This window comes from Sphingomonas sp. 22176 (assembly GCF_052045505.1).
GTDB lineage: Bacteria > Pseudomonadota > Alphaproteobacteria > Sphingomonadales > Sphingomonadaceae > Sphingomonas.
The window spans coordinates 1393066-1414072 of record NZ_JBQEPL010000001.1; the positions used below are offsets into that span (position 1 = coordinate 1393066).

The 21007-nt window shown below is 67.8% G+C and carries 29 protein-coding genes and 1 riboswitch; of the genes, 11 read left to right on the forward strand and 18 right to left on the reverse strand.

The window, feature by feature from the left end; genetic code table 11:
* The first annotated feature begins 29 nt into the window (after positions 1 to 29).
* Positions 30 to 404: a PAS domain-containing protein gene (locus ACTJKY_RS06730; protein WP_440844952.1), complete on the forward strand. Its 375-nt coding sequence runs from the start codon at positions 30 to 32 to the stop codon at positions 402 to 404.
* 3 nt (positions 405 to 407) lie between these two features.
* Here the strand turns inward: ACTJKY_RS06730 and ACTJKY_RS06735 are convergent, their stop codons facing one another.
* The 3 genes from ACTJKY_RS06735 to ACTJKY_RS06745 all read right to left on the reverse strand — a co-directional run bounded on the left by ACTJKY_RS06735 (position 408) and on the right by ACTJKY_RS06745 (position 1996).
* Positions 408 to 1109 (reverse strand): LrgB family protein, encoded by a 702-nt coding sequence (locus tag ACTJKY_RS06735; RefSeq protein WP_440844953.1) that lies wholly within the window; start codon positions 1107 to 1109, stop codon positions 408 to 410.
* Positions 1106 to 1456, reverse strand: coding sequence for a CidA/LrgA family protein (locus ACTJKY_RS06740; RefSeq protein WP_440844954.1), 351 nt, complete (start codon positions 1454 to 1456; stop codon positions 1106 to 1108). The genes ACTJKY_RS06735 and ACTJKY_RS06740 overlap by 4 nt, the downstream gene beginning before the upstream one ends.
* 147 nt (positions 1457 to 1603) lie before the next feature.
* Complete coding sequence (locus ACTJKY_RS06745) at positions 1604 to 1996, reverse strand: winged helix-turn-helix transcriptional regulator (RefSeq protein WP_440844955.1); 393 nt, start codon at positions 1994 to 1996, stop codon at positions 1604 to 1606.
* Between the two features lie 89 nt (positions 1997 to 2085).
* On the opposite strand from ACTJKY_RS06745, the gene ACTJKY_RS06750 reads away from it, so the two are divergent.
* Positions 2086 to 2934, forward strand: a complete 849-nt coding sequence (locus tag ACTJKY_RS06750) for an SDR family oxidoreductase (protein ID WP_440844956.1) — start codon at positions 2086 to 2088, stop codon at positions 2932 to 2934.
* Positions 2935 to 3070: 136 nt separating this feature from the next.
* Here ACTJKY_RS06750 and arsC read toward each other — a convergent pair whose 3' ends face one another.
* Genes arsC through aroQ form a run of 5 tightly spaced genes read right to left on the reverse strand, consistent with a single transcriptional unit; the run spans position 3071 to position 6280 of the window.
* Complete coding sequence (gene arsC, locus ACTJKY_RS06755; RefSeq protein ID WP_440844957.1) at positions 3071 to 3406, reverse strand: arsenate reductase (glutaredoxin); 336 nt, start codon at positions 3404 to 3406, stop codon at positions 3071 to 3073.
* A complete protein-coding gene (locus tag ACTJKY_RS06760; protein WP_440844958.1) occupies positions 3403 to 3924 on the reverse strand; it encodes a hypothetical protein in 522 nt (173 codons plus the stop codon). The genes arsC and ACTJKY_RS06760 overlap by 4 nt, the downstream gene beginning before the upstream one ends.
* A gap of 23 nt (positions 3925 to 3947) precedes the next feature.
* On the reverse strand, positions 3948 to 5312 hold the full coding sequence (gene accC / locus ACTJKY_RS06765; protein ID WP_440844959.1) for an acetyl-CoA carboxylase biotin carboxylase subunit: 1365 nt from the start codon (positions 5310 to 5312) through the stop codon (positions 3948 to 3950).
* A 10-nt stretch (positions 5313 to 5322) separates the two neighbouring features.
* Positions 5323 to 5802 carry an acetyl-CoA carboxylase biotin carboxyl carrier protein gene (accB, locus tag ACTJKY_RS06770; RefSeq protein ID WP_440844960.1) on the reverse strand — a complete coding sequence of 160 codons (480 nt, stop codon included), beginning with the start codon at positions 5800 to 5802 and terminating at the stop codon, positions 5323 to 5325.
* Positions 5803 to 5845: 43 nt separating this feature from the next.
* Positions 5846 to 6280 (reverse strand): type II 3-dehydroquinate dehydratase, encoded by a 435-nt coding sequence (gene aroQ, locus ACTJKY_RS06775; RefSeq protein ID WP_440844962.1) that lies wholly within the window; start codon positions 6278 to 6280, stop codon positions 5846 to 5848.
* Between the two features lie 79 nt (positions 6281 to 6359).
* Here aroQ and thiS point away from each other — a divergent pair, with 79 nt between their 5' ends.
* The 3 genes from thiS (at position 6360) to ACTJKY_RS06790 (ending at position 8391) form a co-directional block, all read left to right on the forward strand.
* Entirely contained in the window at positions 6360 to 7364 is a 1005-nt protein-coding gene (gene thiS, locus ACTJKY_RS06780; RefSeq protein WP_440844963.1) for a sulfur carrier protein ThiS, read from the forward strand.
* On the forward strand, positions 7364 to 8131 hold the full coding sequence (locus ACTJKY_RS06785) for an alpha/beta hydrolase (RefSeq protein ID WP_440844964.1): 768 nt from the start codon (positions 7364 to 7366) through the stop codon (positions 8129 to 8131). Before thiS ends, ACTJKY_RS06785 begins: the two co-directional genes overlap by 1 nt.
* 89 nt (positions 8132 to 8220) lie before the next feature.
* Positions 8221 to 8391, forward strand: coding sequence for a CsbD family protein (locus tag ACTJKY_RS06790; protein WP_440844965.1), 171 nt, complete (start codon positions 8221 to 8223; stop codon positions 8389 to 8391).
* 103 nt (positions 8392 to 8494) lie between these two features.
* On the opposite strand, the gene ACTJKY_RS06795 is transcribed toward ACTJKY_RS06790, so the two are convergent.
* From ACTJKY_RS06795 to ACTJKY_RS06815, 5 genes are all read right to left on the reverse strand, one after another.
* Positions 8495 to 8752 carry a hypothetical protein gene (locus ACTJKY_RS06795; protein ID WP_440844966.1) on the reverse strand — a complete coding sequence of 86 codons (258 nt, stop codon included), beginning with the start codon at positions 8750 to 8752 and terminating at the stop codon, positions 8495 to 8497.
* A gap of 44 nt (positions 8753 to 8796) precedes the next feature.
* Positions 8797 to 10452 (reverse strand): thiamine pyrophosphate-binding protein, encoded by a 1656-nt coding sequence (locus ACTJKY_RS06800; RefSeq protein WP_440844967.1) that lies wholly within the window; start codon positions 10450 to 10452, stop codon positions 8797 to 8799.
* A gap of 40 nt (positions 10453 to 10492) precedes the next feature.
* Positions 10493 to 11371 carry a glycoside hydrolase family 25 protein gene (locus tag ACTJKY_RS06805; protein ID WP_440844968.1) on the reverse strand — a complete coding sequence of 293 codons (879 nt, stop codon included), beginning with the start codon at positions 11369 to 11371 and terminating at the stop codon, positions 10493 to 10495.
* On the reverse strand, positions 11371 to 11766 hold the full coding sequence (locus ACTJKY_RS06810; RefSeq protein ID WP_440844969.1) for a hypothetical protein: 396 nt from the start codon (positions 11764 to 11766) through the stop codon (positions 11371 to 11373). Before ACTJKY_RS06810 ends, ACTJKY_RS06805 begins: the two co-directional genes overlap by 1 nt.
* A gap of 228 nt (positions 11767 to 11994) precedes the next feature.
* Positions 11995 to 12525, reverse strand: a complete 531-nt coding sequence (locus ACTJKY_RS06815) for an outer membrane beta-barrel protein (protein WP_440844970.1) — start codon at positions 12523 to 12525, stop codon at positions 11995 to 11997.
* Between the two features lie 242 nt (positions 12526 to 12767).
* Between ACTJKY_RS06815 and ACTJKY_RS06820 the strand changes: the two genes are divergently transcribed.
* Genes ACTJKY_RS06820 through ACTJKY_RS06830 form a run of 3 tightly spaced genes read left to right on the forward strand, consistent with a single transcriptional unit; the run spans position 12768 to position 15021 of the window.
* A complete protein-coding gene (locus ACTJKY_RS06820; RefSeq protein ID WP_440844971.1) occupies positions 12768 to 13475 on the forward strand; it encodes a CoA transferase subunit A in 708 nt (235 codons plus the stop codon).
* The gene (locus ACTJKY_RS06825) at positions 13472 to 14371 is read left to right on the forward strand and encodes a 5'-nucleotidase, lipoprotein e(P4) family (protein WP_440844972.1); all 900 of its coding nucleotides are present in this window, start codon (positions 13472 to 13474) and stop codon (positions 14369 to 14371) included. The genes ACTJKY_RS06820 and ACTJKY_RS06825 overlap by 4 nt, the downstream gene beginning before the upstream one ends.
* On the forward strand, positions 14371 to 15021 hold the full coding sequence (locus tag ACTJKY_RS06830) for a 3-oxoacid CoA-transferase subunit B (protein ID WP_440844973.1): 651 nt from the start codon (positions 14371 to 14373) through the stop codon (positions 15019 to 15021). Before ACTJKY_RS06825 ends, ACTJKY_RS06830 begins: the two co-directional genes overlap by 1 nt.
* Positions 15022 to 15077: 56 nt before the next feature.
* Here the strand turns inward: ACTJKY_RS06830 and ACTJKY_RS06835 are convergent, their stop codons facing one another.
* Positions 15078 to 15704, reverse strand: coding sequence for an MSMEG_1061 family FMN-dependent PPOX-type flavoprotein (locus ACTJKY_RS06835; protein ID WP_440844974.1), 627 nt, complete (start codon positions 15702 to 15704; stop codon positions 15078 to 15080).
* Positions 15705 to 15785: 81 nt separating this feature from the next.
* Between ACTJKY_RS06835 and ACTJKY_RS06840 the strand changes: the two genes are divergently transcribed.
* Complete coding sequence (locus tag ACTJKY_RS06840; RefSeq protein ID WP_440844975.1) at positions 15786 to 16559, forward strand: AraC family transcriptional regulator; 774 nt, start codon at positions 15786 to 15788, stop codon at positions 16557 to 16559.
* Between the two features lie 22 nt (positions 16560 to 16581).
* Here ACTJKY_RS06840 and ACTJKY_RS06845 read toward each other — a convergent pair whose 3' ends face one another.
* Positions 16582 to 17049 (reverse strand): VOC family protein, encoded by a 468-nt coding sequence (locus ACTJKY_RS06845; RefSeq protein WP_440844976.1) that lies wholly within the window; start codon positions 17047 to 17049, stop codon positions 16582 to 16584.
* 153 nt (positions 17050 to 17202) lie between these two features.
* On the opposite strand from ACTJKY_RS06845, the gene ACTJKY_RS06850 reads away from it, so the two are divergent.
* Positions 17203 to 17415: a hypothetical protein gene (locus ACTJKY_RS06850; protein ID WP_440844977.1), complete on the forward strand. Its 213-nt coding sequence runs from the start codon at positions 17203 to 17205 to the stop codon at positions 17413 to 17415.
* Positions 17416 to 17462: 47 nt separating this feature from the next.
* Here ACTJKY_RS06850 and rnhA read toward each other — a convergent pair whose 3' ends face one another.
* The 3 genes from rnhA to ispH are packed head-to-tail and all read right to left on the reverse strand — an operon-like array spanning position 17463 to position 19815.
* Entirely contained in the window at positions 17463 to 17909 is a 447-nt protein-coding gene (rnhA, locus tag ACTJKY_RS06855; RefSeq protein WP_440844978.1) for a ribonuclease HI, read from the reverse strand.
* The gene (gene thrB / locus ACTJKY_RS06860) at positions 17906 to 18862 is read right to left on the reverse strand and encodes a homoserine kinase (protein WP_440844979.1); all 957 of its coding nucleotides are present in this window, start codon (positions 18860 to 18862) and stop codon (positions 17906 to 17908) included. The genes rnhA and thrB overlap by 4 nt, the downstream gene beginning before the upstream one ends.
* Positions 18862 to 19815 carry a 4-hydroxy-3-methylbut-2-enyl diphosphate reductase gene (ispH, locus tag ACTJKY_RS06865; protein ID WP_440844980.1) on the reverse strand — a complete coding sequence of 318 codons (954 nt, stop codon included), beginning with the start codon at positions 19813 to 19815 and terminating at the stop codon, positions 18862 to 18864. Before ispH ends, thrB begins: the two co-directional genes overlap by 1 nt.
* Positions 19816 to 19936: 121 nt before the next feature.
* Between ispH and ACTJKY_RS06870 the strand changes: the two genes are divergently transcribed.
* Entirely contained in the window at positions 19937 to 20575 is a 639-nt protein-coding gene (locus tag ACTJKY_RS06870; RefSeq protein ID WP_440844981.1) for a hypothetical protein, read from the forward strand.
* Between the two features lie 250 nt (positions 20576 to 20825).
* Positions 20826 to 20916, forward strand: a riboswitch (glycine riboswitch).
* The last annotated feature ends 91 nt before the right edge of the window (positions 20917 to 21007 follow it).

Below are 21007 nucleotides of genomic sequence, written 5' to 3' on the forward strand. Positions count from 1 at the left end.
GCGTTAACTGGGCCATGCTAACGTTTGGTATGCTCATCCAGCCTCTCCTCGGCAAGAGACTGCGCGTCGGTGAACCGCTGATCCCGCTGCCGGCCGCCTGGGAATGCGATCTCGCGACGAACGGGCTGCGTTGGTCGCCGGGCGTCTACGATCTGTTCGGCGTCCCGCGCGGCGAACCGCTGACCCGCGACGATGTCGTCGGGATGTACACGCCGGAGTCGCAGGCGCTGCTGCGCGCGGTGCGCGACCGGGCGGTGTCCGAAGGGGCCAGCTTCACCATCGACGTGGAAATCCGCCGCCGCGACGGCGAACTGCGCAAGATGCGGCTCACCGCCGATGTGGAGTTCGAAAACGGCCGCCCGGTGCGGCTGTACGGCACCAAGCAGGACGTGACCGACGAATAGGGGCTACAGCACCGCCCACAGCGTCAGCAGCAGCGCGGTCATCGCGGCGTTGAGCGCCATGCCGATGCCGGCGAAGGTGCCGCCGATCTCGGTCACCTGGAAGGCGCGGGCAGTGCCGAAGCCGTGCGCGGCGACTCCGGCGGCGAACCCGCGCACGCGATAGTCCGAAATGCGCAGCGCGTTGAGCAGCGGCGTGGCGATCATCGCGCCGAACACGCCGGCGATCAGCACCACCACCGCCGCCAGCGCCGGGATGCCGCCCAGCTGCTGTGCCAGCGCCATCGCGACCGGCGTGGTCACCGAGCGCGGTACGACGGTGGCGAGGATCCGCGCACTGCCGCCGAATGCCCAGACGATGCCGGTGACGCTCACGATTGCGGTCAGCGATCCGGCGAACAGCGCGAGCAGCAGCGGCCCGGCGGCGCGGCGCACCAGCGCGCGGTTGCGCCACAGCGGCACCGCAAGCCCGACCGTCGCCGGGCCGAGCAGGAAGCCCAGCATCGCAGTGTTGTTCGCATAGAGGGGGTAGGGGGTGCGGGTCGCGAGCAGGATGGCGATCAGCACCGGCGTCGCCAGCAGCACCGGGTGGCAGAGCGGGTGGCGGTTGCTGCGCTTCGACAGCTGGTCGGCGCCCTCGAACACCAGCAGCGTCACCGCCAGCCAGAACAGCGGCGTCTCCCGGAGGAGGTTCCACGCCCCGGTCACGCCGCGGGCTCCGTGCGAGCGAGCGCCCAGCGGAAGACCAGCGCGGTGACCGCCATGGTCAGCAGCGTCGAGGCGAGGGTGGCGACGACGATCGCCACGCCGTTCTTCGCCAGCACCGGCCCCTCCTCGATCAGCCCGACCGCGGCGGGGACGAACATCACCGAGAGATGCGCGGTCAGCCAGGCGGAGACCTGGACCAGCGTGGGGCGCTCGCCCGGGCGGAGCAGCAGCCAGCCGAGCAGCAGGAACATGCCGATCACGGCGCCGGGCAGCGGCAGGCCGGAGAGCAGATGGATCCCCTCGCCGAGCAGCTGGCAGAGGAGCAGGGTGGCGATGGCGGCGATCATGGCGGGGTGCCATGCCATGGGCGCGCGGCGAGGTACACTGCAGGACAGGTGTGGGCTGGTTGCGGCTGGTGCACGTTGGTGGCGGCTGCCGCGAAGAGCGCTCCCAGGTGCGTGATCCCGGCGAAAGCCGGGATGACAACGCCGTTGTTACTCGGCCGCTTCGTCCAGCGCGGCGGGCATCAGATCGCCGAGGTTTGCCTGGATCCACTCGACCAGGTCCTCGACCTTCGCCGCCGCCTCGCGGCCGAGCGGCGTCAGGCTGTATTCGACGTGCGGCGGCACCACCGGCAGGCTGCGGCGCGTCACCAGATGGTGCGCCTCGAGCTGCTGGAGCGTCTGGGCGAGCATGCGTTCGCTCACTCCGTTCACCCGGCGGCGCAGTTCGCTGAAACGGCGGGTGCGGTCCCGCAGTGCCACCAGCACGAGCAGGCCCCAGCTGCTGGTGATCCGCTTGAGCACCGCGCGGGACGGACAGTCCGTGGCGAACACGTCGCCGCGGTCCATCATCGCGGCGAGGGTGCGGGGCGTCTCGTCCGACATTTTCGATACTTACCTTTGTGTGCGTACTTACGAATCGTAAGTGGTGCGCTAGATCGCTCTGGTCAATCCATGATCGGAAAGGAACTGCCATGTACGCCGTTACCGGAGCCTCGGGCCAGCTGGGCCGTCTCGTCGTCGAATCCCTGTTGGGCAAGGTCGCGCCCGATCAGATCGTCGCGCTGGTGCGAAATCCCGAGAGCGTCGCCGATCTCGCGGCCAAGGGCGTGGTGGTGCGTGCGTTCAACTATGATGCGCCGGAAACGCTGGCGCCTGGTCTGGCGGGGGTGACACGGCTGCTGCTCGTTTCCGGCAACGCCATCGGCAGCCGCATACCCCAGCACAAGGCGGTGATCGATGCGGCCAAGGCGGCGGGCGTGCAGCTGATCGCCTATACCAGCCTGCTCCGCGCGCAGACCTCGCCGATGCAGCTGGCCGCCGAGCACAAGGCGACCGAGGAACTGCTCGCCGCCAGCGGCATCCCCGCCGCGCTGCTGCGCAACGGCTGGTATACCGAGAATTACCTGATGAGCGCCGGCCCCGCGATCGAGCACGGCGTGCTGATCGGCAGCGCGGGCGAGGGAGTCGTCTCGGGTGCGGCGCGTGCCGATTATGCCGAGGCGGCGGCCGTGGTGCTGACCCGCGGCGACGCGGGGACGTTCGAGCTGGCGGGCGATACCGGCTTCACCCATGCCGAGCTGGCAGCGGCGCTGGCCGAGGCGTCGGGCAAGCCGGTGGCCTATCAGGACCTGCCGCAGGCCGAGTATGCCAAGGCGCTGGAAGGCGCGGGCATTCCGGGTCCGTTCGCGGCGATCCTTGCGGATAGCGACGCGCGGGCGGGCGAAGGCACGCTGTTCGACGATTCGCACACGCTGTCGGGGCTGATCGGCCGCCCGACCACGCCGTGGCGCGAGACGATCGTCGCGGGCGTGAAGGGCTGAGGCTTCTCGTTCCCCTCCCGCTTGCGGGAGGGGGTAGGGGAGGGGATGACGTTGTCGCCCGCGATGGCGTCCCGGCAGGAGCCGACACGTCGGTCCCTCCCCCGACCCCTCCCGCAAGCGGGAGGGGAGCCGAGCCTTACAGGATTTCCCGCACCTTCTCCGGCGGCCTTCCCAGTCGCACGCCGCGCTCGGTAACCACCAGCGGGCGTTCGATCAGGATCGGGTTGGCCGCCATCGCGTCGAGGATCGTGTCGTCGTCCGCGCCCTTGAGCGGCTTGGCGGCGTCCTCGGCGATGCGCAGGCCTTCGCGCGCGGTCATGCCCGCACGCTTGTACAGCTCCGCCAGCGTTTCGCGGCTGGGCGGAGTCTTCAGATATTCGATCACCTCAACTTCGGCGCCGGCCTCGGTGAGGATCGCCAGCGCCTCGCGCGACTTGGAACAGCGCGGGTTGTGGTAGATGGTGGCCTTCATTTGCTGCCTTCCTTGCGCCACGCGTCCAGCGCGTCGCGATATTCGCGTGAGCCGCGAAGCCGCGGCAGATAGGTGATGGGGCGTCGGCTAGCCCAGGGCAGGTCGCCATTCGACATGCCGCCGCGCGCGCCGCAATGGCTCTGGCAGCTGCCCTCGCCGTCGCTCCAGGGCAGCTTGGTGCCGTCGCGCTTCAGCGTCAGCACGCAATGCTCGCCCGGCACGGTCGCTGCCGCCGGCTCGTGATAGACGAGCGTGCCGCCTTCTGCGCGGGCGATGCCGCTAAGGCTGCACGAATGACCGTTGAAGAAGGCGAGCTCCATGCGGACATAGGCATGGTTGGCGTCGACGGGGACGATCTCGACGATGTCCTCGCTCATATAGCGCTCGCCGTTGACGAGGCCGTTGGCAAAGCGGTGACTATAGCGCCCCGCCAGATCCGAAACCGGGGAGGAAGGCCCGGCGGCGACGACCATGCCGCTCGCCGCCAGCAACAGGATCACGCGTAACCCGTGTCGCATGGCCTTCCCCCCCTTGGTCGTCGTCAGCCCGCGGCTGCCTCGTCCTGCTTGGCGAGCCACTCCTCGAGCCACTTGATCGTATAGTCGCCCTTCAGGAACTCGGGATCGTCGAGCAGTGCCTGGTGGAGCGGTATCGTCGTCTTGATGCCGTCGACCACGAACTCTTCCAGCGCGCGCTTCAGTCGCAGGATGCAGCCCTCGCGGGTGCGGCCATAGACAATCAGCTTGGCGATCATGGAGTCGTAATAGGGCGGGATCCGGTAGCCCGAATAGATGCCGCTATCGACGCGGACGTGCATGCCGCCCGGTGCGTGGAAATGGGTGATCGTGCCCGGCGAGGGCGCGAAGGTCCGGGGATCCTCGGCGTTGATGCGGCATTCGATCGCGTGGCCGCGGAACTCGATGTCCTCCTGGCGCACCGACAGGCCATGGCCTTCGGCGACGCGGATCTGCTCGCGGACGAGATCGAGGCCGGTGATCATCTCGGTCACCGGATGCTCAACCTGGAGGCGGGTGTTCATCTCGATGAAGTAGAACTCACCGTTTTCCCACAGGAACTCGATCGTGCCGGCGCCGCGATAGCCCATGTCGGACATCGCCTTGGCGACGATGCCGCCCATATGCGCACGCTCTTCGGGCGTGATCACCGGCGACAGCGCCTCTTCGAGCACCTTCTGGTGGCGGCGCTGGAGCGAGCAGTCACGCTCGCCGAGATGGATCGCGGCGCCGTTGCCGTCGCCGAACACCTGGAACTCGATGTGGCGCGGGTTGCCCAGATACTTTTCGAGGTAGACCGTGGCATCGCCGAACGCGGCCTTCGCCTCGCTACCGGCCTGCTGCATCAGCGTCTCGAGCTGGTCCTCGCTGGTGCACACCTTCATGCCGCGACCACCGCCGCCCGAGGCTGCCTTGATGATCACCGGGTAGCCGGCCTTGGCGGCGATCGCCTTGGCTTCTTCCAGATCCGCGATCGGGCCGTCCGAGCCCGGCACCAGCGGCAGGCCGAGCGCGCCGGCGGTGCGCTTCGCCTCGATCTTGTCGCCCATGGTGCGGATATGTTCGGGCTTGGGGCCGACGAAGATCAGCCCGTGCGCCTCGACGATCTCGGCGAACTGGGCGTTTTCCGAGAGGAAGCCATAGCCCGGGTGGATCGCATCCGCGCCCGAGATCTCGGCGGCCGAGATGATGTTCGGGATGTTGAGATAGCTCTCCGTCGCGGACGGCGGGCCGATGCAGATCGCCTCGTCTGCCAGGCGCACGTGCATCGCATCGGCATCGGCGGTGGAGTGCACCGCCACAGTCTTGATGCCCATTTCATGGCACGCACGGTGGATGCGCAGCGCGATCTCGCCGCGATTGGCGATCAGGAGCTTCTTGATCTCGGGCATGGCCGTTCCGTTACTCGACCACGACGAGCGGCTGGTCGAACTCGACCGGCTGGCCGTTCTCGACCAGGATCGCCTTGACCGTGCCGGCGCTGGGCGCGTGGATCGGGTTCATCACCTTCATCGCCTCGATGATCAGCAGCGTGTCGCCCGCGGCGACCTGCTGGCCAACGGTCACGAAGGTCTTCGCTTCCGGATTCGGCTTGAGATAGGCGGTGCCGACCATCGGCGACTTCACCGCGTTGGCGGCCGGCTGCGGTGCGGCGATGATCTCGGCCGGGGCAGCGGCGGGGGCGGCGGCGAGCATCGGCGCAGGCGGCGCGGCATACTGCACCGCGGCCGGGGCCGCGGTCACCTTGCGGGCGACGCGGACGCGGCGTTCGCCGTCCTCGACTTCGATCTCGGTCAGCTGGGTGTCATCGAGCACGGCGGCGAGCTGGCGGACCAGCTCGATATCGACCATCATTGCACCCGACTTGGTTTCTTCGGCCATACGACCCTTCTTTGAAATTCTGTAAACGAAACGGCGCCCTCTGTCAGAGACGCGCGGCGGCTTCAAGCGCGAGAATATAGGATTGTGCCCCGAACCCGGCCACCGTGCCCTTCGCGGCACGGCCGACGAAGCTCACATGGCGGAAGGATTCGCGGGCATGGGGATTGGAGAGATGCACTTCGATCACCGGCGTGCGGATGCTCTTGATCGCATCGTGCAGCGCGATCGAAGTGTGGGTGTAGCCGCCCGGATTGAGCAATACGGCGCGGGCGCCATCGGCCTGGGCCTCGTGCAGCCAGTCGATCAGATGCCCCTCATGGTTCGACTGGCGCACCTCGACCTCGAGCCCCAGCTCGCGGGCGCGGTCCTCCAGCATGCCGGCAATGTCGTCCAGCGTGTCCGACCCATAGATTTCCGGCTCGCGCAGGCCCAGCAGGTTGAGGTTGGGGCCATTCAAGACGAAGATCGTATCGGCCAAAGCTGGCGCCTTTCGGTTGCGGGCAGGATGCCGCCCTCCCTATATGACCCGGCGTCTCCAATCAAACCCAAGGCACCTCATGCACAGCGACGGTACCGTCTCCATCCGAGTCAACGGCGAACACAAGCGGGTCACCGCCGGGCTCACGCTCGCCCAGCTGGCGAGCGAACTGGGGCTGGTGCCCGAGAAGGTGGCGGTAGAGCGCAACCTCGAAGTGGTGCCGCGCTCGACGCTGGGCCAGGTGATCGTCGAGGACGGCGACGAGCTGGAAATCGTGCATTTTGTCGGCGGCGGCGACCATGCAGCGCCGCTCGCGGACGACAGCTGGACGGTGGCGGGCAAGACCTTCCGCTCGCGGCTGATCGTCGGCACCGGCAAGTACAAGGATTTCGAGCAGAACGCCGCCGCCGTCGCCGCCTCGGGCGCTGAGATCGTCACCGTCGCGGTGCGCCGGGTGAACGTCAGCGACCCCAAGGCGCCGATGCTCACCGACTATATCGACCCGAAGAAGATCACCTATCTGCCCAACACCGCCGGCTGTTTCGATGCCGACTCGGCGATCCGCACGCTGCGCCTAGCGCGCGAGGCGGGCGGCTGGGAACTGGTGAAGCTGGAAGTGCTGGGCGAGGCGCGGACGCTCTACCCGGACATGGTCGAGACGCTGCGCGCGACCGAGGTGCTGGCCAAGGAAGGCTTTCTGCCGATGGTCTATTGCGTCGACGATCCCATCGCCGCCAAGCGGCTGGAGGATGCCGGTGCGGTCGCGATCATGCCGCTGGGCGCGCCGATCGGTTCGGGGCTCGGCATCCAGAACCAGGTGACGATCCGGCTGATCGTCGAAGGCGCCAAGGTGCCGGTGCTGGTCGACGCGGGCGTCGGCTCGGCCTCGGACGCGGCGGTGGCGATGGAGCTGGGCTGCGACGGCGTGCTGATGAACACCGCCATCGCCGAGGCCAAGGATCCGATCCTGATGGCGGCGGCGATGAAGGCGGCGGTAGAGGCCGGGCGGCTTTCGTACCGCGCCGGGCGCATGGCGAAGCGACGTTATGCCGATCCGTCGAGCCCGCTGGCGGGCCTGATCTGATGCGGGCGGCGCTGGCGGCACTGGCGCTGGTCGCGGTGGCCGGCTGCCATCCGCGGCCGCAGAACGATCCGATCGAGAATCAGGGGCCGATTTCGGCTGAGCCGGTGACGCTGCGCGCCGCCGACGGGATCAAGATCGCGGGCGTCTATACCAAGGCGGCCAAGCCCAAGGCGCTGCTGTTGCTGTTCCACCAGGCCGAATCGGGCAAGGACGAATATGCCTTGCTCGCGCCGCAGCTGGCGCAGGCGGGCTATTCCTCGCTGCGGATCGACCAGCGCGCCGGCGGCACGCTGTTCGGGACCAACGAGACGGTGAAGATGCTCGGCCACTCGGCCAGCTATGCCGATGCGAAGAAGGATCTCGACGCCGCCTTCGCCTGGGCCCAGCAACAGAAACTGCCGATCATCCTGTGGGGCAGCAGCTATTCGGCCGCGCTGATCTTCCCGCTCGCAGCCGAGCACCAGGGGCAGGTCAAGGCGCTGCTCGCCTTCTCGCCGGGCGAATATCTCGACGACAAGGGCGCGGTTGCGCGCGCCGCCAAGCAGGTGACGGCACCGATCTTCGTCACCTCGGCGCAGGACGGGAAGGAAGAGGATGCCGCGCGGGCGATCCTCGCCGCCTCGCCCTCGACCCAGAAGACGCAGTTCGTGCCCAAGCTGGGCGGGGTGCACGGGTCGTCGACGCTGCTGCGGACCAAGAATCCGAACGGCGCGCTCGACGTGTGGCGCGCGACCAAGGCGTTTCTCGACGAAGTGACGCACAACTGATCGGGAACGGTCCGACCGGACAGTCGTTCTTTCTGCAAGTCGCAGGTGTCGTGTTGTGTGACACCCGACCTTAGCCAGGAGTATCGATCATGGGCGAGCTGACCGACAAGATCAAAGGCAATCTCAACGAGCTGGCCGGCAAGGTGAAGCAGCACAGCGACAACCCGGACACGCAGGCCGAAGGCGCGACGCAGGAAGCCAAGGGCAAGGCCCAGCAGCTCGGCGGCAAGATCAAGGGTGCGCTCGGCGACGACATCTGAGTCGCGGATCAGACCGGACAAGAAGCGGGCCGCCCTGGCAGGGGCGGCCCGTTTTGATTCTACCTAAGCCCCTTCTCCAAGGAGGGGGCTTAGACCTAGGCAATCAATCCGGGACGTAGAACGCCCACATGTCCGGCTCCACCTGCGCTGCCGCGAATCGCACCGGCGCCGATGCCGGCCCGACCTCGCAGATCATGAACGAGAACATCTGGTCCGTGTGCAACGGGTGGGGCAGGCGGACGGTGTTCTTGTTGATCCACCGCCATTCGCACTGCCAGACATGCCGTCCGCCGAGACGCACGCGATCCCCGCGCTTGCCGAGATGCGCCGTCTTCCACCGCTCTTTCGTCTGCTGTCCCATACAGACAATTCTAGGATCATGTCAGTTAACGGGTTCCTATCCGTTCAGCGATTTCGCAACTTGCTGATCGTCGTGCCGGCGCTGATCACTTCGACATCGGTCTTGCAGTGCAACAGCTTGAGCCCCGGTTGCGCCAGGGCGAGCGCCAGCGCCGGGGCGAATGCCTCCGTGGTTTCCACCGTGGTCGCCCAGCCACCGAACGCACGGGCGAGCGCGGCGAAATCGGGGTTGCGGAGCTGCGTGCCGGAAACCCGCTCCGGGAACTCCCGCTCCTGGTGCATGCGGATCGTGCCATAGGCGCTGTTGTCGATCACGATCACCAGCAGGTCCGCCGCGTGCTGGACCGCGGTGGCAAGTTCCTGGCCGTTCATCAGGAAGTCGCCGTCGCCCGCGACCGCGACGACTCGTCGTTCGGGGAAGCGCAGCGCCGCCGCCACCGCCGCGGGGACGCCGTAGCCCATCGCACCCGCGGTGGGCGCCAGCTGGCTCGGCTGGGCGGCATAGGGCCAGTAGCGGTGCCACCAGCCCGAGAAATTGCCCGCACCGTTGCAGATGATCGTGTCCGCCGGCAGCACCTCCCGCATCGCCGCGACGCAGGGGCCGAGGTCGAGTGCCACGCCGGCACGCGGCTTGGGGCTGGACCATTCCAGCCATTCGGCATGCGCGGCCGCGCCGTCGAAGCGGGGGAGGTTGGCCGCTTCCGCCGTGGCCGAGGCGGCGACCGCGAACTCGAACGGCCGTGCGCAGATCGGCAGGTCGACCCGGTAGACCCGGTGGAACTCGCTCGGATCGGGATGGACATGCACCAATGTCTGCCCCGGATGCTCGGGGTTGATCAGGCTGTAGCCGTCGGTGGTCGCCTCGCCGAGCCGCGCGCCGACCACCAGCAGCAGATCCGCTGCCTTGATCCGCTGGACCAGCTTCGGATTCGGCCCATAGCCGAGATTGCCGGCCCAAACCGGCGAGCTGTTGTCGATCGCATCCTGCCGCCGGAAGGCGCAGGCGACCGGCAGGTCGATCGACTCGGCGAACCGGGCGAAATCCTCCGCCGTGTCCGAGTCCCAGCCGCCCCCGCCAACGATCGCGATCGGACGCTCGGCGTCGCGCAGCAGATCGTAGAGCTGGTCGAGATCGAAGGCATCGGCCGCCTGGATCGGCTCGGCGATGGCGGGGCGGTCAACCGCGTCGACCACGTCGAGCAGCATGTCCTCGGGCAGCGCGATCACCACCGGACCGGGCCGGCCCGAGGTGGCGACGTTCCAGGCGCGGGCGATATATTCGGGGATGCGTCGGGCATCCTCGATCCGGGTCGCCCATTTGGCGAGCGGCGCGAACATCGCCGGGAGGTCGACTTCCTGAAAGCCCTCGCGGTCGCGCATGCCGCGGTCGACATCGCCGATGAACAGCAGCATCGGCTGCGAATCCTGCATCGCGACATGCACGCCGATGCTGGCGTTGGTGGCGCCCGGCCCGCGGGTGACGAAGCACACCCCCGGCCGCCCGGTCATCGCACCGTCGGCACAGGCCATGAATGCCGCGCCGCCTTCCTGGCGGCAGGTGACGAGGTCGATGCTCGGCTCGTCATGGAGCGCGTCGAGCACGGCGAGGAAGCTCTCGCCCGGTACATGGAAGATCCGGTCGCAGCCCTGTGCCACCAGATTGTCGACGAGGATCCTGCCCCCGGTGCGTTTCGTAGTCATGCGCCGATGCTAGGCGCGCCGGGGGCGGAAAGTCGAGCCGTCAGCGTGCCCATTCGACGGCGAGCTGCTCCGCGCTGCCGGCATAGTGATTCTGGTCGACATGGCCGGCCCCGTCGCCGGGGATGCCGGGAATGGTGGCGGCACCGTCCGAATATTGCCACAGCCAATAGGTCTTCCAGCTGGGCTGCACCGTCGCCGTCGCGGTATATTGCGCCAGCCACAGCCGGTGCGCGCCGAAGAACGGATCGATTTGGGCGCCGAGCTCCTCCTTGATCAGGTGCCCCGAATAGAGCACCGCGCGGCGCCCGAGCTTTTCCTGGATGCGCTCCAGAAATTCGCGGGCGCCGTCCAGCGTCATCTGGTTGTTCGGGCTCGGCTCGTAATCGAGCGCGACGAGCGTGTCGTCGTCCGGCTTGGCCCAGCCGAGGAAGTTTTCCACCTGTTGCGCCGGGAGCAGCGCCGTGCCCCAATGATAGGCGCCCCACAACAGCCCGGCCTTTTGCGCGGCGATCCGGCGATCGTCGTACAGCTCGTCGCGGCCGCTGGTGCCGGTGGTCGCCTTGTGGATGATGCCCTGCACGCCGGCCGCCTTGGCCGCGGCCAGATCGCGGACGATGCTGCGATGGTAGACGTCGACGACCATCGGTATCCTGGGCCGCGTGCCGCTGCCGCCCCCCGTGCCAGCTGCCGTCTGCAGCGCATCGCAGCCGCCGCTCCACAGGAAATTCTGGTCCGTCGTGCCGTACCACAGCGCATTGCCCTGCACCGCATCGCCCACCGCCACGCTGGTGACGGGCACGACGGTGCCGGCGGCGAGCTTGCCGACCACGGGCGCGCCGAGGCTCGGGGCGCCGTGGCGGAGGTTGACCAGCGTGGTGGCGCGCACCGTGCCGGTCACCGGGGTGGTCCCCGCGGCCATCAGCCGACCGCTCCGTCGGCGCTGGCGGGCAGTGCCGCAACAGGAGGGACTGGGGCGGAGGCGGCCGTCGCCGGCGTCACCCGCGTCATGAACCCTTCGATGAAGTCCGCGCCCGCATAGCCGGCCGCGGAAAGCGCGAAGATCTGCTGCGACGAGATATGCGCGAGGTCGCTGATCAGCTGGCTGCTGGCGAGCGCGCCCGCGACGAAGCCGATCAGCAACGAGACGACGAGCTGCGACGGTACGATCATCGCCGCCAGCGAGAGGTTGGCGTTGGACGCCTGATCGTTGAGTTTCTTGATCCCCACGATGACGCGGATCGCCTGGCCCATCGCGCCGGCCAATCCACCCAAGGTCAACAGTTGAAACCAGGCGACTGCATCGAATTGTGCCATGTTCGGCTCCCCCCAAGGCAGGAACAACGATGGATAGGACGCGCACGCTGCGCGACTCCTACTGGAAGGGGGAAGTATATCGGTCGCGCCAACTGTAGGAAATGGCAGCGGAGCCGAAGAAGTATGATGGCGTCGCGCGTGCCGGACGCACGAAAAAACCCCGCATCGTTGCCGATGCGGGGTCTTCGGGAGCTACGGCGCGGGGGCGCGCCGCGTATCCGGGGTCGCTCAGAAGCGGTAGCCGACGCCAGCCATCACCTGGTGACGGATCACGTCCTGCGACAGGTTGGTGTAGCGATACTCGACCTTGCCGTAATAGCGGCCGAAGCTGTGCTCCACGCCACCGCCGACGCGGACGCCGTCGAGGTTCTCGGCGTCACGCAGGCCGTCCAGGCGCGCGATCACGCGGCTGTTGTCATAGCCGACCTTGCCGTACAGCAGGGTTGCCGGTGCGACGACATAGCCGATGCGAACGCCGGCATAGAGGTCGCGGCCGCCCTTGACGACGACGTCGTCGAAGGTCTTCTTGGTGGTGGTGCCGGTGATTTCACCGTCAACGCCGACAACGAGGTTGCCGCGCTGCAGGTCATAGCCGGCTGCGCCGCCATAGACGAAGCCCGTCGCGCTCACGCCATCCGACTTGATGTTGTCGAAACCGCCAACCGCCTCGATGCGCGGACCCTGGAAGGTCGCGTCCTGCGCCAGGGCGGGGGTTGCGGATGCCATGAGGGCGAGCGCCGTCGCTGCGAAAATACGCATGATTCAGATACCTTTGGACTTGTTACTTGTTATAACCGGATGGCCATCCAGACGCCCCAAATAGGCGCTGCGTTCGCAGGTGCAATATGACAATTGGATTACATTGGTATGTGTGGCGAACATGCAACAGTCGGCCTTGCCGTAAGGGAAGGCGGGGTGGAGTTGAAAGGCGGTTCAGGTTCGCTTGACCCCGCCGCCCCGGGGGGATTATCGCGACCCCGAACATTCGGAGGGAATCGTCGATGGACAAGCTCTACCCCAACGCGAACGCAGCGCTGGAAGGGCTGCTGTTCGACGGGATGATGATCTGCGCGGGCGGTTTCGGCTTGTGCGGCATTCCGGAGCGGCTGATCGACGCGATTCAGGCCGCGGGCGTCAAGGACCTCACCATCGCCTCGAACAATGCCGGCATCGATAACGAGGGCCTCGGCAAGCTGCTGCGCAGCCGCCAGGTGAAGAAGATGATCTCCTCGTACGTCGGCGAGAACAAGGAGTTCGAGCGCCAGTATCTGTCCGGCGAGCTGGAGGTGGAGTTCTGCCCGCAGGGCACGCTGGCCGAGCGCTGCCGGGCAGGGGGCGCGGGCATCCCCGGCTTCTACACCAAGACCGGCGTCGGCACGAAGGTGGCCGAGGGCAAGGAAGTGAAGGTGTTCGACGGCGAGGAATATATCCTCGAGCGCGGCATCCGCGCCGACCTGTCGATCATCAAGGGCTGGAAGGCCGACGAGGCCGGCAACCTGATCTTCCGCAAGACCGCGCGCAACTTCAATCAGCCGATGGCCACCGCCAGCCATATGTGCGTGGCCGAGGTGGAGGAAGTGGTGCCGGTCGGCAGCCTCGATCCCGACCAGATCCATCTGCCCGGCATCTATGTGAAGCGGCTGGTCGTCGGCGCGCCGTACGACAAAAAGATCGAGTTCCGCACCGTCCGTCCGCGCGAGGCGGCATGATCCGCACCGGGCTGCTGCTCGCGGCCGGGCTGGCGCTGTCGGGCTGCGTGGTCGATGCGAGCGTGACGCAGGCGCCGCCCGCGGCGGTGCCTGCCGCCCCGACCGGCGGTGTCCCGGCGGGCATGCAATATCTGTACGGCTCGGGCGAGGCGGCGGCGCTAAGCGTGCAGGCCTATACCGCGCTGGTCGATCAAGTCCGTGCGCGGATGGCGACCGACGCGCCGAAGAGCGGCCACCCGCGTACCTCGGTGGTGCTGACGCCCGACGCCACGCTGGCCACCCCGCGCTTCCAGTCCTGCGGCGACAAGCCTGCTGCCGCCGTGTTCGACGTCGACGAAACGCTGCTGCTCAACCTCGGCTATGAGGGTGACGATGCGCAGCGTTCGGGCGGCTGGGATTCGGCACGCTGGGACCGCTGGGAAAAAACCGGCGCGATGAAGGTCGCCGCCGTCCCCGGCGCGCTCGACGCGGTGCGGGCGCTGCGGGCGATGGGCGTGACGGTGATCTTCAACACCAACCGCGCCGCCGCCAATGCCGAGCAGACCGAAGCGGCGCTGAACTTCGCGGGCCTCGGCCCCGCGAAATATGGCGAGACGCTGTTCCTCAAGGGCGATGTCGACGGCAAGTCCGGCAAGGACGGCCGCCGCAACGCGATCGCCCAGCGCTGGTGCGTGGTGGCGATGGGCGGCGATCAGCTCGGCGACTTCAGCGATCTCTTCGCCGGCCTGACCCCGCCCGAGCGGCGCGCGGCGGCGGCGAGCCCGGTGATCGGCTCAATGTGGGGGCGCGGCTGGTTCGTGCTGCCCAACCCCGTCTACGGAACCGGGCTCGGTTCCACCTATGACCAAACCTTCCCGCCGGCGACGCGCTGGACGGATCCGCAGGAGAAGCACTGATGGCCTGGACCCGCGACGACATGGCGGCGCGCGCCGCGAAGGAACTGCGCGACGGCTTCTACGTCAATCTGGGCATCGGCATCCCGACGCTGGTGGCGAACCACATCCCGGCCGGGGTGGAGGTGACGCTCCAGTCGGAAAACGGCATGCTCGGCATCGGCCCGTTCCCGATGGAAGGCGACGAGGACCCGGACCTGATCAACGCCGGCAAGCAGACGATCAGCGAGCTGCCGAGCTCGGTCTATTTCAGCTCGGCGGACAGCTTCGCGATGATCCGCGGCGGGCATATCGACCTGACCGTGCTCGGCGCCATGGAAGTGAGCCAGAGCGGCGACATCGCCAACTGGATGATCCCCGGCAAGATGATCAAGGGCATGGGCGGCGCGATGGACCTCGTCGCTGGCGTGAAGAAGATCATCGTGGTGATGGAGCATACCGCCAAAGACGGCAGCCCCAAGTTCATCCCCGACTGCACCCTGCCGCTGACGGGGAAGAATGTAGTCGACATGATCATCACCGATCTCGCGGTGTTTGCCCGCGCGGATCACGCTTCGCCGTTCCGGTTAATCGAGCTGGCGCCGGGCGTGACTGCGGAGGAAGTCGCGGTGAAGACCACGGCGCAGTATGAGGTCGCGCTGGCCACGGCGTGAGGGTGCTGAGCCTGTCCTCCCCCCGGCGGGGGAGGACAGGGGCCCCAAGACCGCCGTCAGCCGTACAGGTCGTTCTGCATGCCGTGTGCGTAGCGCGCGTCGATGGCCTCGGCGACGCTCGCATCCTGCTTCGTCATCGCGGCGAGCATCTGCCCGGGGGTGGGCAGGCTCTTGCGATCCAGCCGTGCGGCCGGATCCCATAACCGCCCCCGATTCACGGCTTTGCCGCAGTGGAACAACACCTCGTCCACCAGCACGACGATCGCCGTCTTAGGGATCTTGGTGCCCTCCGCCAGTTCTGCGCACAGCGCCGGATCGTCGATGACGCGCCCGCGCCCGTTGATCCGGAGGAAGATGTCGAGGCCCGGGAACAGGAACAGCATGCCCAGCCGATCGTCGATGGTGAGGTTACGCATCGATTCGATCCGGTTGTTGCCCGGCCAGTCGGCGAAGGCCACCGTCTTGTCGTCGAGCACGCGGACGAAGCCCGGCGGGCCCCCGCGCGGCGAGGCGTCCAAGCCGTTCCGCCCTCCCGTCGCCAGACAGAAGAACGTCGCCTTCGCGACATAGTCGACATGGAACGCGTTGAGCTCGGGCGTCACCGCTTTCTGAATGTGCTCGGCGGGTGGCGCATAGAGTTGTTCGAGATCGGGTACGGCGCGGGACAGATCAGGCGGGGTCATCGGCGGTCTCCTGGGCGTCATGTAGCCCTCCGGCTGCGGCTGCGCTAAGCGATCGGAGCCAATCACTATCGAGTTGCTGCCATGCTTGAGGAAAAGTTCGCCTTGGCCGCCAGCGATGCGCCCGATCCGCTGATCATCGCGCTGTACGAACCCCAGGCCGAGCGCCGCGAACTCGGCACCCACAGCCATGCGCGAGGGCAGCTCTCCGGCCTGCGCCACGGGCTGCTGACCATCGGGACGGATGCGGGCGCCTGGATCGTCCCGGCCGACCACGCCATCTGGCTCCCCCCGCACCAGCGGCACTATGGCTGGACGCACGGCGCGGTGGAGGGGTGGAGCTGCTATGTGGCCGAAGCGGCGTGCGCCAGCTTGCCCGATCACCCGTGCACGATCCGAACCTCGGGCCTGCTGCGCGAAGCCGTGCTGCGCGCCTCGACCTGGCAGGGCAGCGAGCTGACGCCGGAACAGTGGCGCGTCGCGCAGGTCATCCTGGACGAGGTGCGGGCTGCGCCGGTCGACGCCTTCGGATCGCCGATGCCGCGCGATCCGCGTCTCGTCCGCATCGCCCGCGCGCTGCTCGACGATCCCAGCAACGGGCGCAGCATCCAGCAATGGGCCGCATGGGCGGGCATTTCGGAACGGACGCTGAGCCGCCGCTTCGTGATCGAGACGGGCTTCACCTACACGGTCTGGCGCCAGCGCGCCTGCCTGATGCGGGCGCTGGAGATGCTGGCCGAGGGCCGCGCCGTGACCACCGTGGCGATGGACCTGGGCTATGACAGCGTCAGTGCCTTCATCGCCTTCTTCAAGCGCGCGCTGGGTGTCACGCCATCGGCCTATTTCCGGCGCGGTTGACGGCCGTATTGTGGGCGCACGGCTACTGCGCCGGCTTGCCCCGGCTGTCCCCAACCTCCAGCCAATACCCGTCGGGGTCCTGCACATAGATCTGCCGCACGCCATCGAAGCGGAGCTGCATCGTGCGCGGTTCGCCGGTGAAGTTGGTCCAGGCGAGATGGTGCGCGTCGAGCCACGCCGTCACCGTCGCGAGGTCGTCGACGTGGAGCGCGAGATGCTCATCGCGGTTCGATGGCTTGGGTGCGGTGCGGCCGTCGAGGATGTGCAGCGCCATGCCATGGCCGAGATCGAGCCAGCGGCGGTTCTTAAGCGGCGTCCGGATGATCCGCAGCCCGAACGCCTCGTGGTAGAAGGCGGCGCTGCGATCGATGTCGCTGGCCTGGATCGCGACATGCTCGGCCTGGGCCGGCTTGGCAGCCGTCATCTGCGTAGGTGAGACCACCGCTTGGAGAGGCGCGGCAAGGATCAGCAGGACCGTGTATGCGAGCATGGGCACCCCTCCGAACAGCGATCGGCTCCTATCATGCCGAGGCGTCGACGCTCGTAGCTTAGAACGGAAACCGTCGGGACTGCCAGCCGCCGCTGGTTGATCCTTTCGCCACCCGATGCGTTCTACGAAAAGAATTCAACGAGAGGATCGCATATGAAGCCGAAATTCCTCGCAGCCGTCGCTGCCGCATGTCTGGTTGCCAGCCCGTCCCTCGCCGCCGGCTGCGTCAAGGGCGCGGCGGTGGGCGGTGTGGCCGGCCATTTCGTCGGCAAGGGCCATGCCGTCGCCGGTGCAGCGGCGGGCTGCCTCGTCGGCCACCACCGGGCAAAGGTCGCCAAGAAGCGCGCAGCGGCCCAGCACGGCTGAGCGGGATACGGCAAGGGGCGGTGTGCGCGCCCCTTGCCGGCCGCGCCTCACCGCGCCGCCACCGCCGCATCGCTGGCCAGTTTGTCCGCGCGTTCATTGTCCGGGTGGCCGGCATGGCCCTTCACCCATTTCCACTCGACGCGGTGCGGCTTGGCCGCGGCGAGCAGTTCCTGCCAGAGATCGGCATTCTTGACCGGCTTCTTGTCCGCCGTGCGCCAGCCATTCTTCATCCAGCCGTGAATCCACTTGGTCAGGCCGTCCATCACATAGCGGCTGTCGGTGGACAGCGTCACCCGGCACGGGCGCTTGAGCGCGTTGAGGCCCTGGATCGCCGCCATCAGCTCCATGCGGTTGTTGGTGGTGTGGGCCTCGCCGCCGGACAGTTCCTTCTCGACATCGCCCATCCGCAGCAGCGCGCCCCAGCCGCCCGGGCCGGGATTGCCCTTGCACGCGCCGTCGGTCGCGATCTCGACATGCTGGAGTTCGCCGGTCATGCGAGCGCCGCCAGTGCGGAGGCGTAAGCGTGCGAGCGACGCCAGAAGGCCATCGGGTCCTTGCGCGTCACCAGTGCGTCTGCCGGCGTGTTGAGCCAGTCCCAGGCGCGCGACAGGGTGAAGCGGATGCACGCGCCGGTCGCCAGCAGCGGCAGGATCGCGCGCTCCGTCTCGGTCAGCTTGTAGCTCGCCTCATAGCCTTCGAGCAGCGCTTCGGAGACGTACGGATCGAACCGCTCGCCCGTGGAGTCGAACGCCCAGGCGGTGTGCATCACCGCGAGGTCATAGAGCCGCAGGTCGGTGGAGGCGAAATAGAAGTCGATCAGCCCGGTCACCCGGTTGCCGAGCATCAGGACATTGTCCGGGAACAGGTCGGCATGGATCGCACAGGTATCGAAGCCTTCGCGCGGCCATGCCTTGGTCACCCGGTCCAGCGCCTGGCCGAGCTCGTCGTACAGGCCCGGCGCGATCTGGTTGAGGCTGGTGCCGCAGCGCTCGAACAGCGGGCGCCACGTGTCTATACCCATCGAATTGGGCCGGTCTTGCGGGAAGTCCGCCACCGCCTTGTGCATCTTGCTCATCGCCTCGGCGGCGGCGCGCGCCTGTGCCGGGGTGGGGTGGGAGACCGAGACGCCCGACAGGAACTGGATCAGGCACGCCGGGCGGCCTTCCAATTCATGGATCAGCGTGCCGTCGCGATCGGGCACCGCCGGGGGCACCGGCAGGCCGCGATCGGCGCAGTGATCGAGCAGCGCCATGAAATAGGGCAGGTCACCCTGGTCGACGCGCTTTTCGTAGAGCGTCAGGATGAAGCGGCTCTTGGTGGTGTCGACAAGGTAGTTGCTGTTCTCCACCCCCTCGGCGATGCCCTTGGCGGAAACGAGTTCACCGACGTCGAAGCGCTCGAGAAACGCGGAAAGCGCCTCGGCCGAAACCTGCGTGTAGACGGCCATTACGCAGCCTCGAGCCCGCGCGGCAGCTTGAACACGACGCTTTCCTCGACCGTCTCGACCTCGCGTTCGGAAACCTCGAACTGCGTGCCGATCCGCTCGACCACTTCGCGCACCAGCACTTCGGGCGCCGAGGCACCGGCGCTGATGCCGACGCGGGTCACGCCGTCGAACCAGGCGAAGTCGATCTCGGCAGCGCGCTGGATCAGCACCGCACGCGCCCCGCCACGCTTGGCGACTTCGACCAGCCGCAGCGAGTTGGACGAATTGGGCGCGCCGATCACCAGCACCAGCTCGACCTGCTCGGCGATCGCCTTCACCGCGCCCTGGCGGTTCGAGGTGGCGTAGCAGATGTCGTCCGCGCCGGGCGCGAGCATCGTCGGGAAGCGGCGCTTGAGGATGCCGAGCACCGCCGCGGTATCGTCCACTGAAAGGGTGGTCTGGGTCAGGAAGGCGAGGTTCTCGGCATCGGGCACGGTCACCGATTCGGCATCGGCCTCGGTCTCGACCAGCGTGATCGATCCCTCCGGCACCTGGCCGAAGGTGCCGATCACTTCGGGGTGGCCCTGGTGCCCGACGAACAGGATGTGACGCCCGGCCGCGACGTGGCGCTCGGCCTGGCGATGGACCTTGGAGACGAGCGGGCAGGTGGCGTCGAGATAGGAGAGCCCGCGCTGCTCTGCCTTGTGCGGCACCGCCTTGGGCACGCCGTGGGCGGAGAAGACGACCGGCACGCCGTCGGGCACATGGTCCAGCGTCTCGACGAACACGGCGCCCTTGGCGCGCAGATTCTCGACGACGAACTTGTTGTGGACGATCTCGTGCCGGACATAGACCGGCGCGCCATATTTCTCGATCGCGAGTTCGACGATGCGGATCGCGCGGTCGACGCCGGCGCAGAAGCCGCGGGGCGCTGCGATCAGCAGCTCCAGGGGACGCTTTTCGGTGTTTGCCATCGGGTGGAGCCTCTACGCGATTGCTTGCGCGGGCGGAAGGCGGTTCCTATGGTGCGCGCCGTTCCGGCCCCGGTCCGTGTGAGATGGGGGGCGGCTGTTCGGTTCGAAAGGTTGCCCTCCCTTGTCTGTCGCCAAGTTCACCGTTCCCGCCCTGATCCTGCTCGCCGCCGGCGGATGCAGCCGTACCGGCGAAATTACCGAGGGCGGCATCAGCGCGGTCCGCACCGCCTGCCCGACGGTGGCGATTCCCGCGGGGCTCGGCGACGTGACGCTGTTCGACCCGGCGACCAGCCGCGAGGCCACCGCGATCGACGTGGTGGCGACGATCACCAACGTCCAGTCGAGCTGCGACGATTCCGGGAACCAGGTGGTGACGAACATCAAGTTCGACGTGCTGGCCCGCCGCCGCGATGCCGGCCCGGCGCGCGACGTGGTGCTGCCCTATTTCCTCACCGTGGTGCGCGGCGGCACCCAGGTGGAGGCCAAGCGCGTCACCAACATCACGCTGCACTTCGATGCCGGCCAGCTCCGCGCGAGCGCGGTGGGGCAGGCGACCAGCAGCGTCTCGCACGCCGCCGCAACCCTGCCCGACGATGTCCGCCGCCGCCTGACCGAAAAGCGTAAGGCCGGCGCGGAGTCGGCGGCGACCGATCCGCTGAGCGATCCCAATGTCCGCCGCTCGGTGCTGTCGGCGACCTTCGAGGCGCTGGTCGGCTTCCAGCTGACCGAAGACCAGCTGAAGTACAACGCGACGCGGTGATCTTTTGAACCCCCTCCCGCGTGCGGGACGGGGCAGGGGGTGGGCGCTCGCCCTCCTCCTGGCAGTGGTGGTGCAGATGGCGGGGTTCGGTGTCCTCCCGCCGGTGTGCTCGCGGATGGCGGGGGCCCACCCCCAGCCCCTCCCGCAAGCGGGAGGGGAGCACGTTCTGCCCAGATTTACCCTCAATCCCGATTGACTCCGACAAGCCCTGCCGCCAAGGCTCGCCCTTGTCGATGTCGGGCAACCGGCATGGGCATGCGCGGGAGAGAATCCGGTTCGCCGGATCGCCGAAGGAGCAACCGCCCCGGAATCTCTCAGGCACCGAGGACCGCGCAGGCCACGACACTCTGGAAAGCGAGCCGGCTTGCAGCCAGGCTCCACCGAAGGGGTAAGCCGGGCTCAAACCCGTGCGAAAGCTCTCAGGTTCCGTGA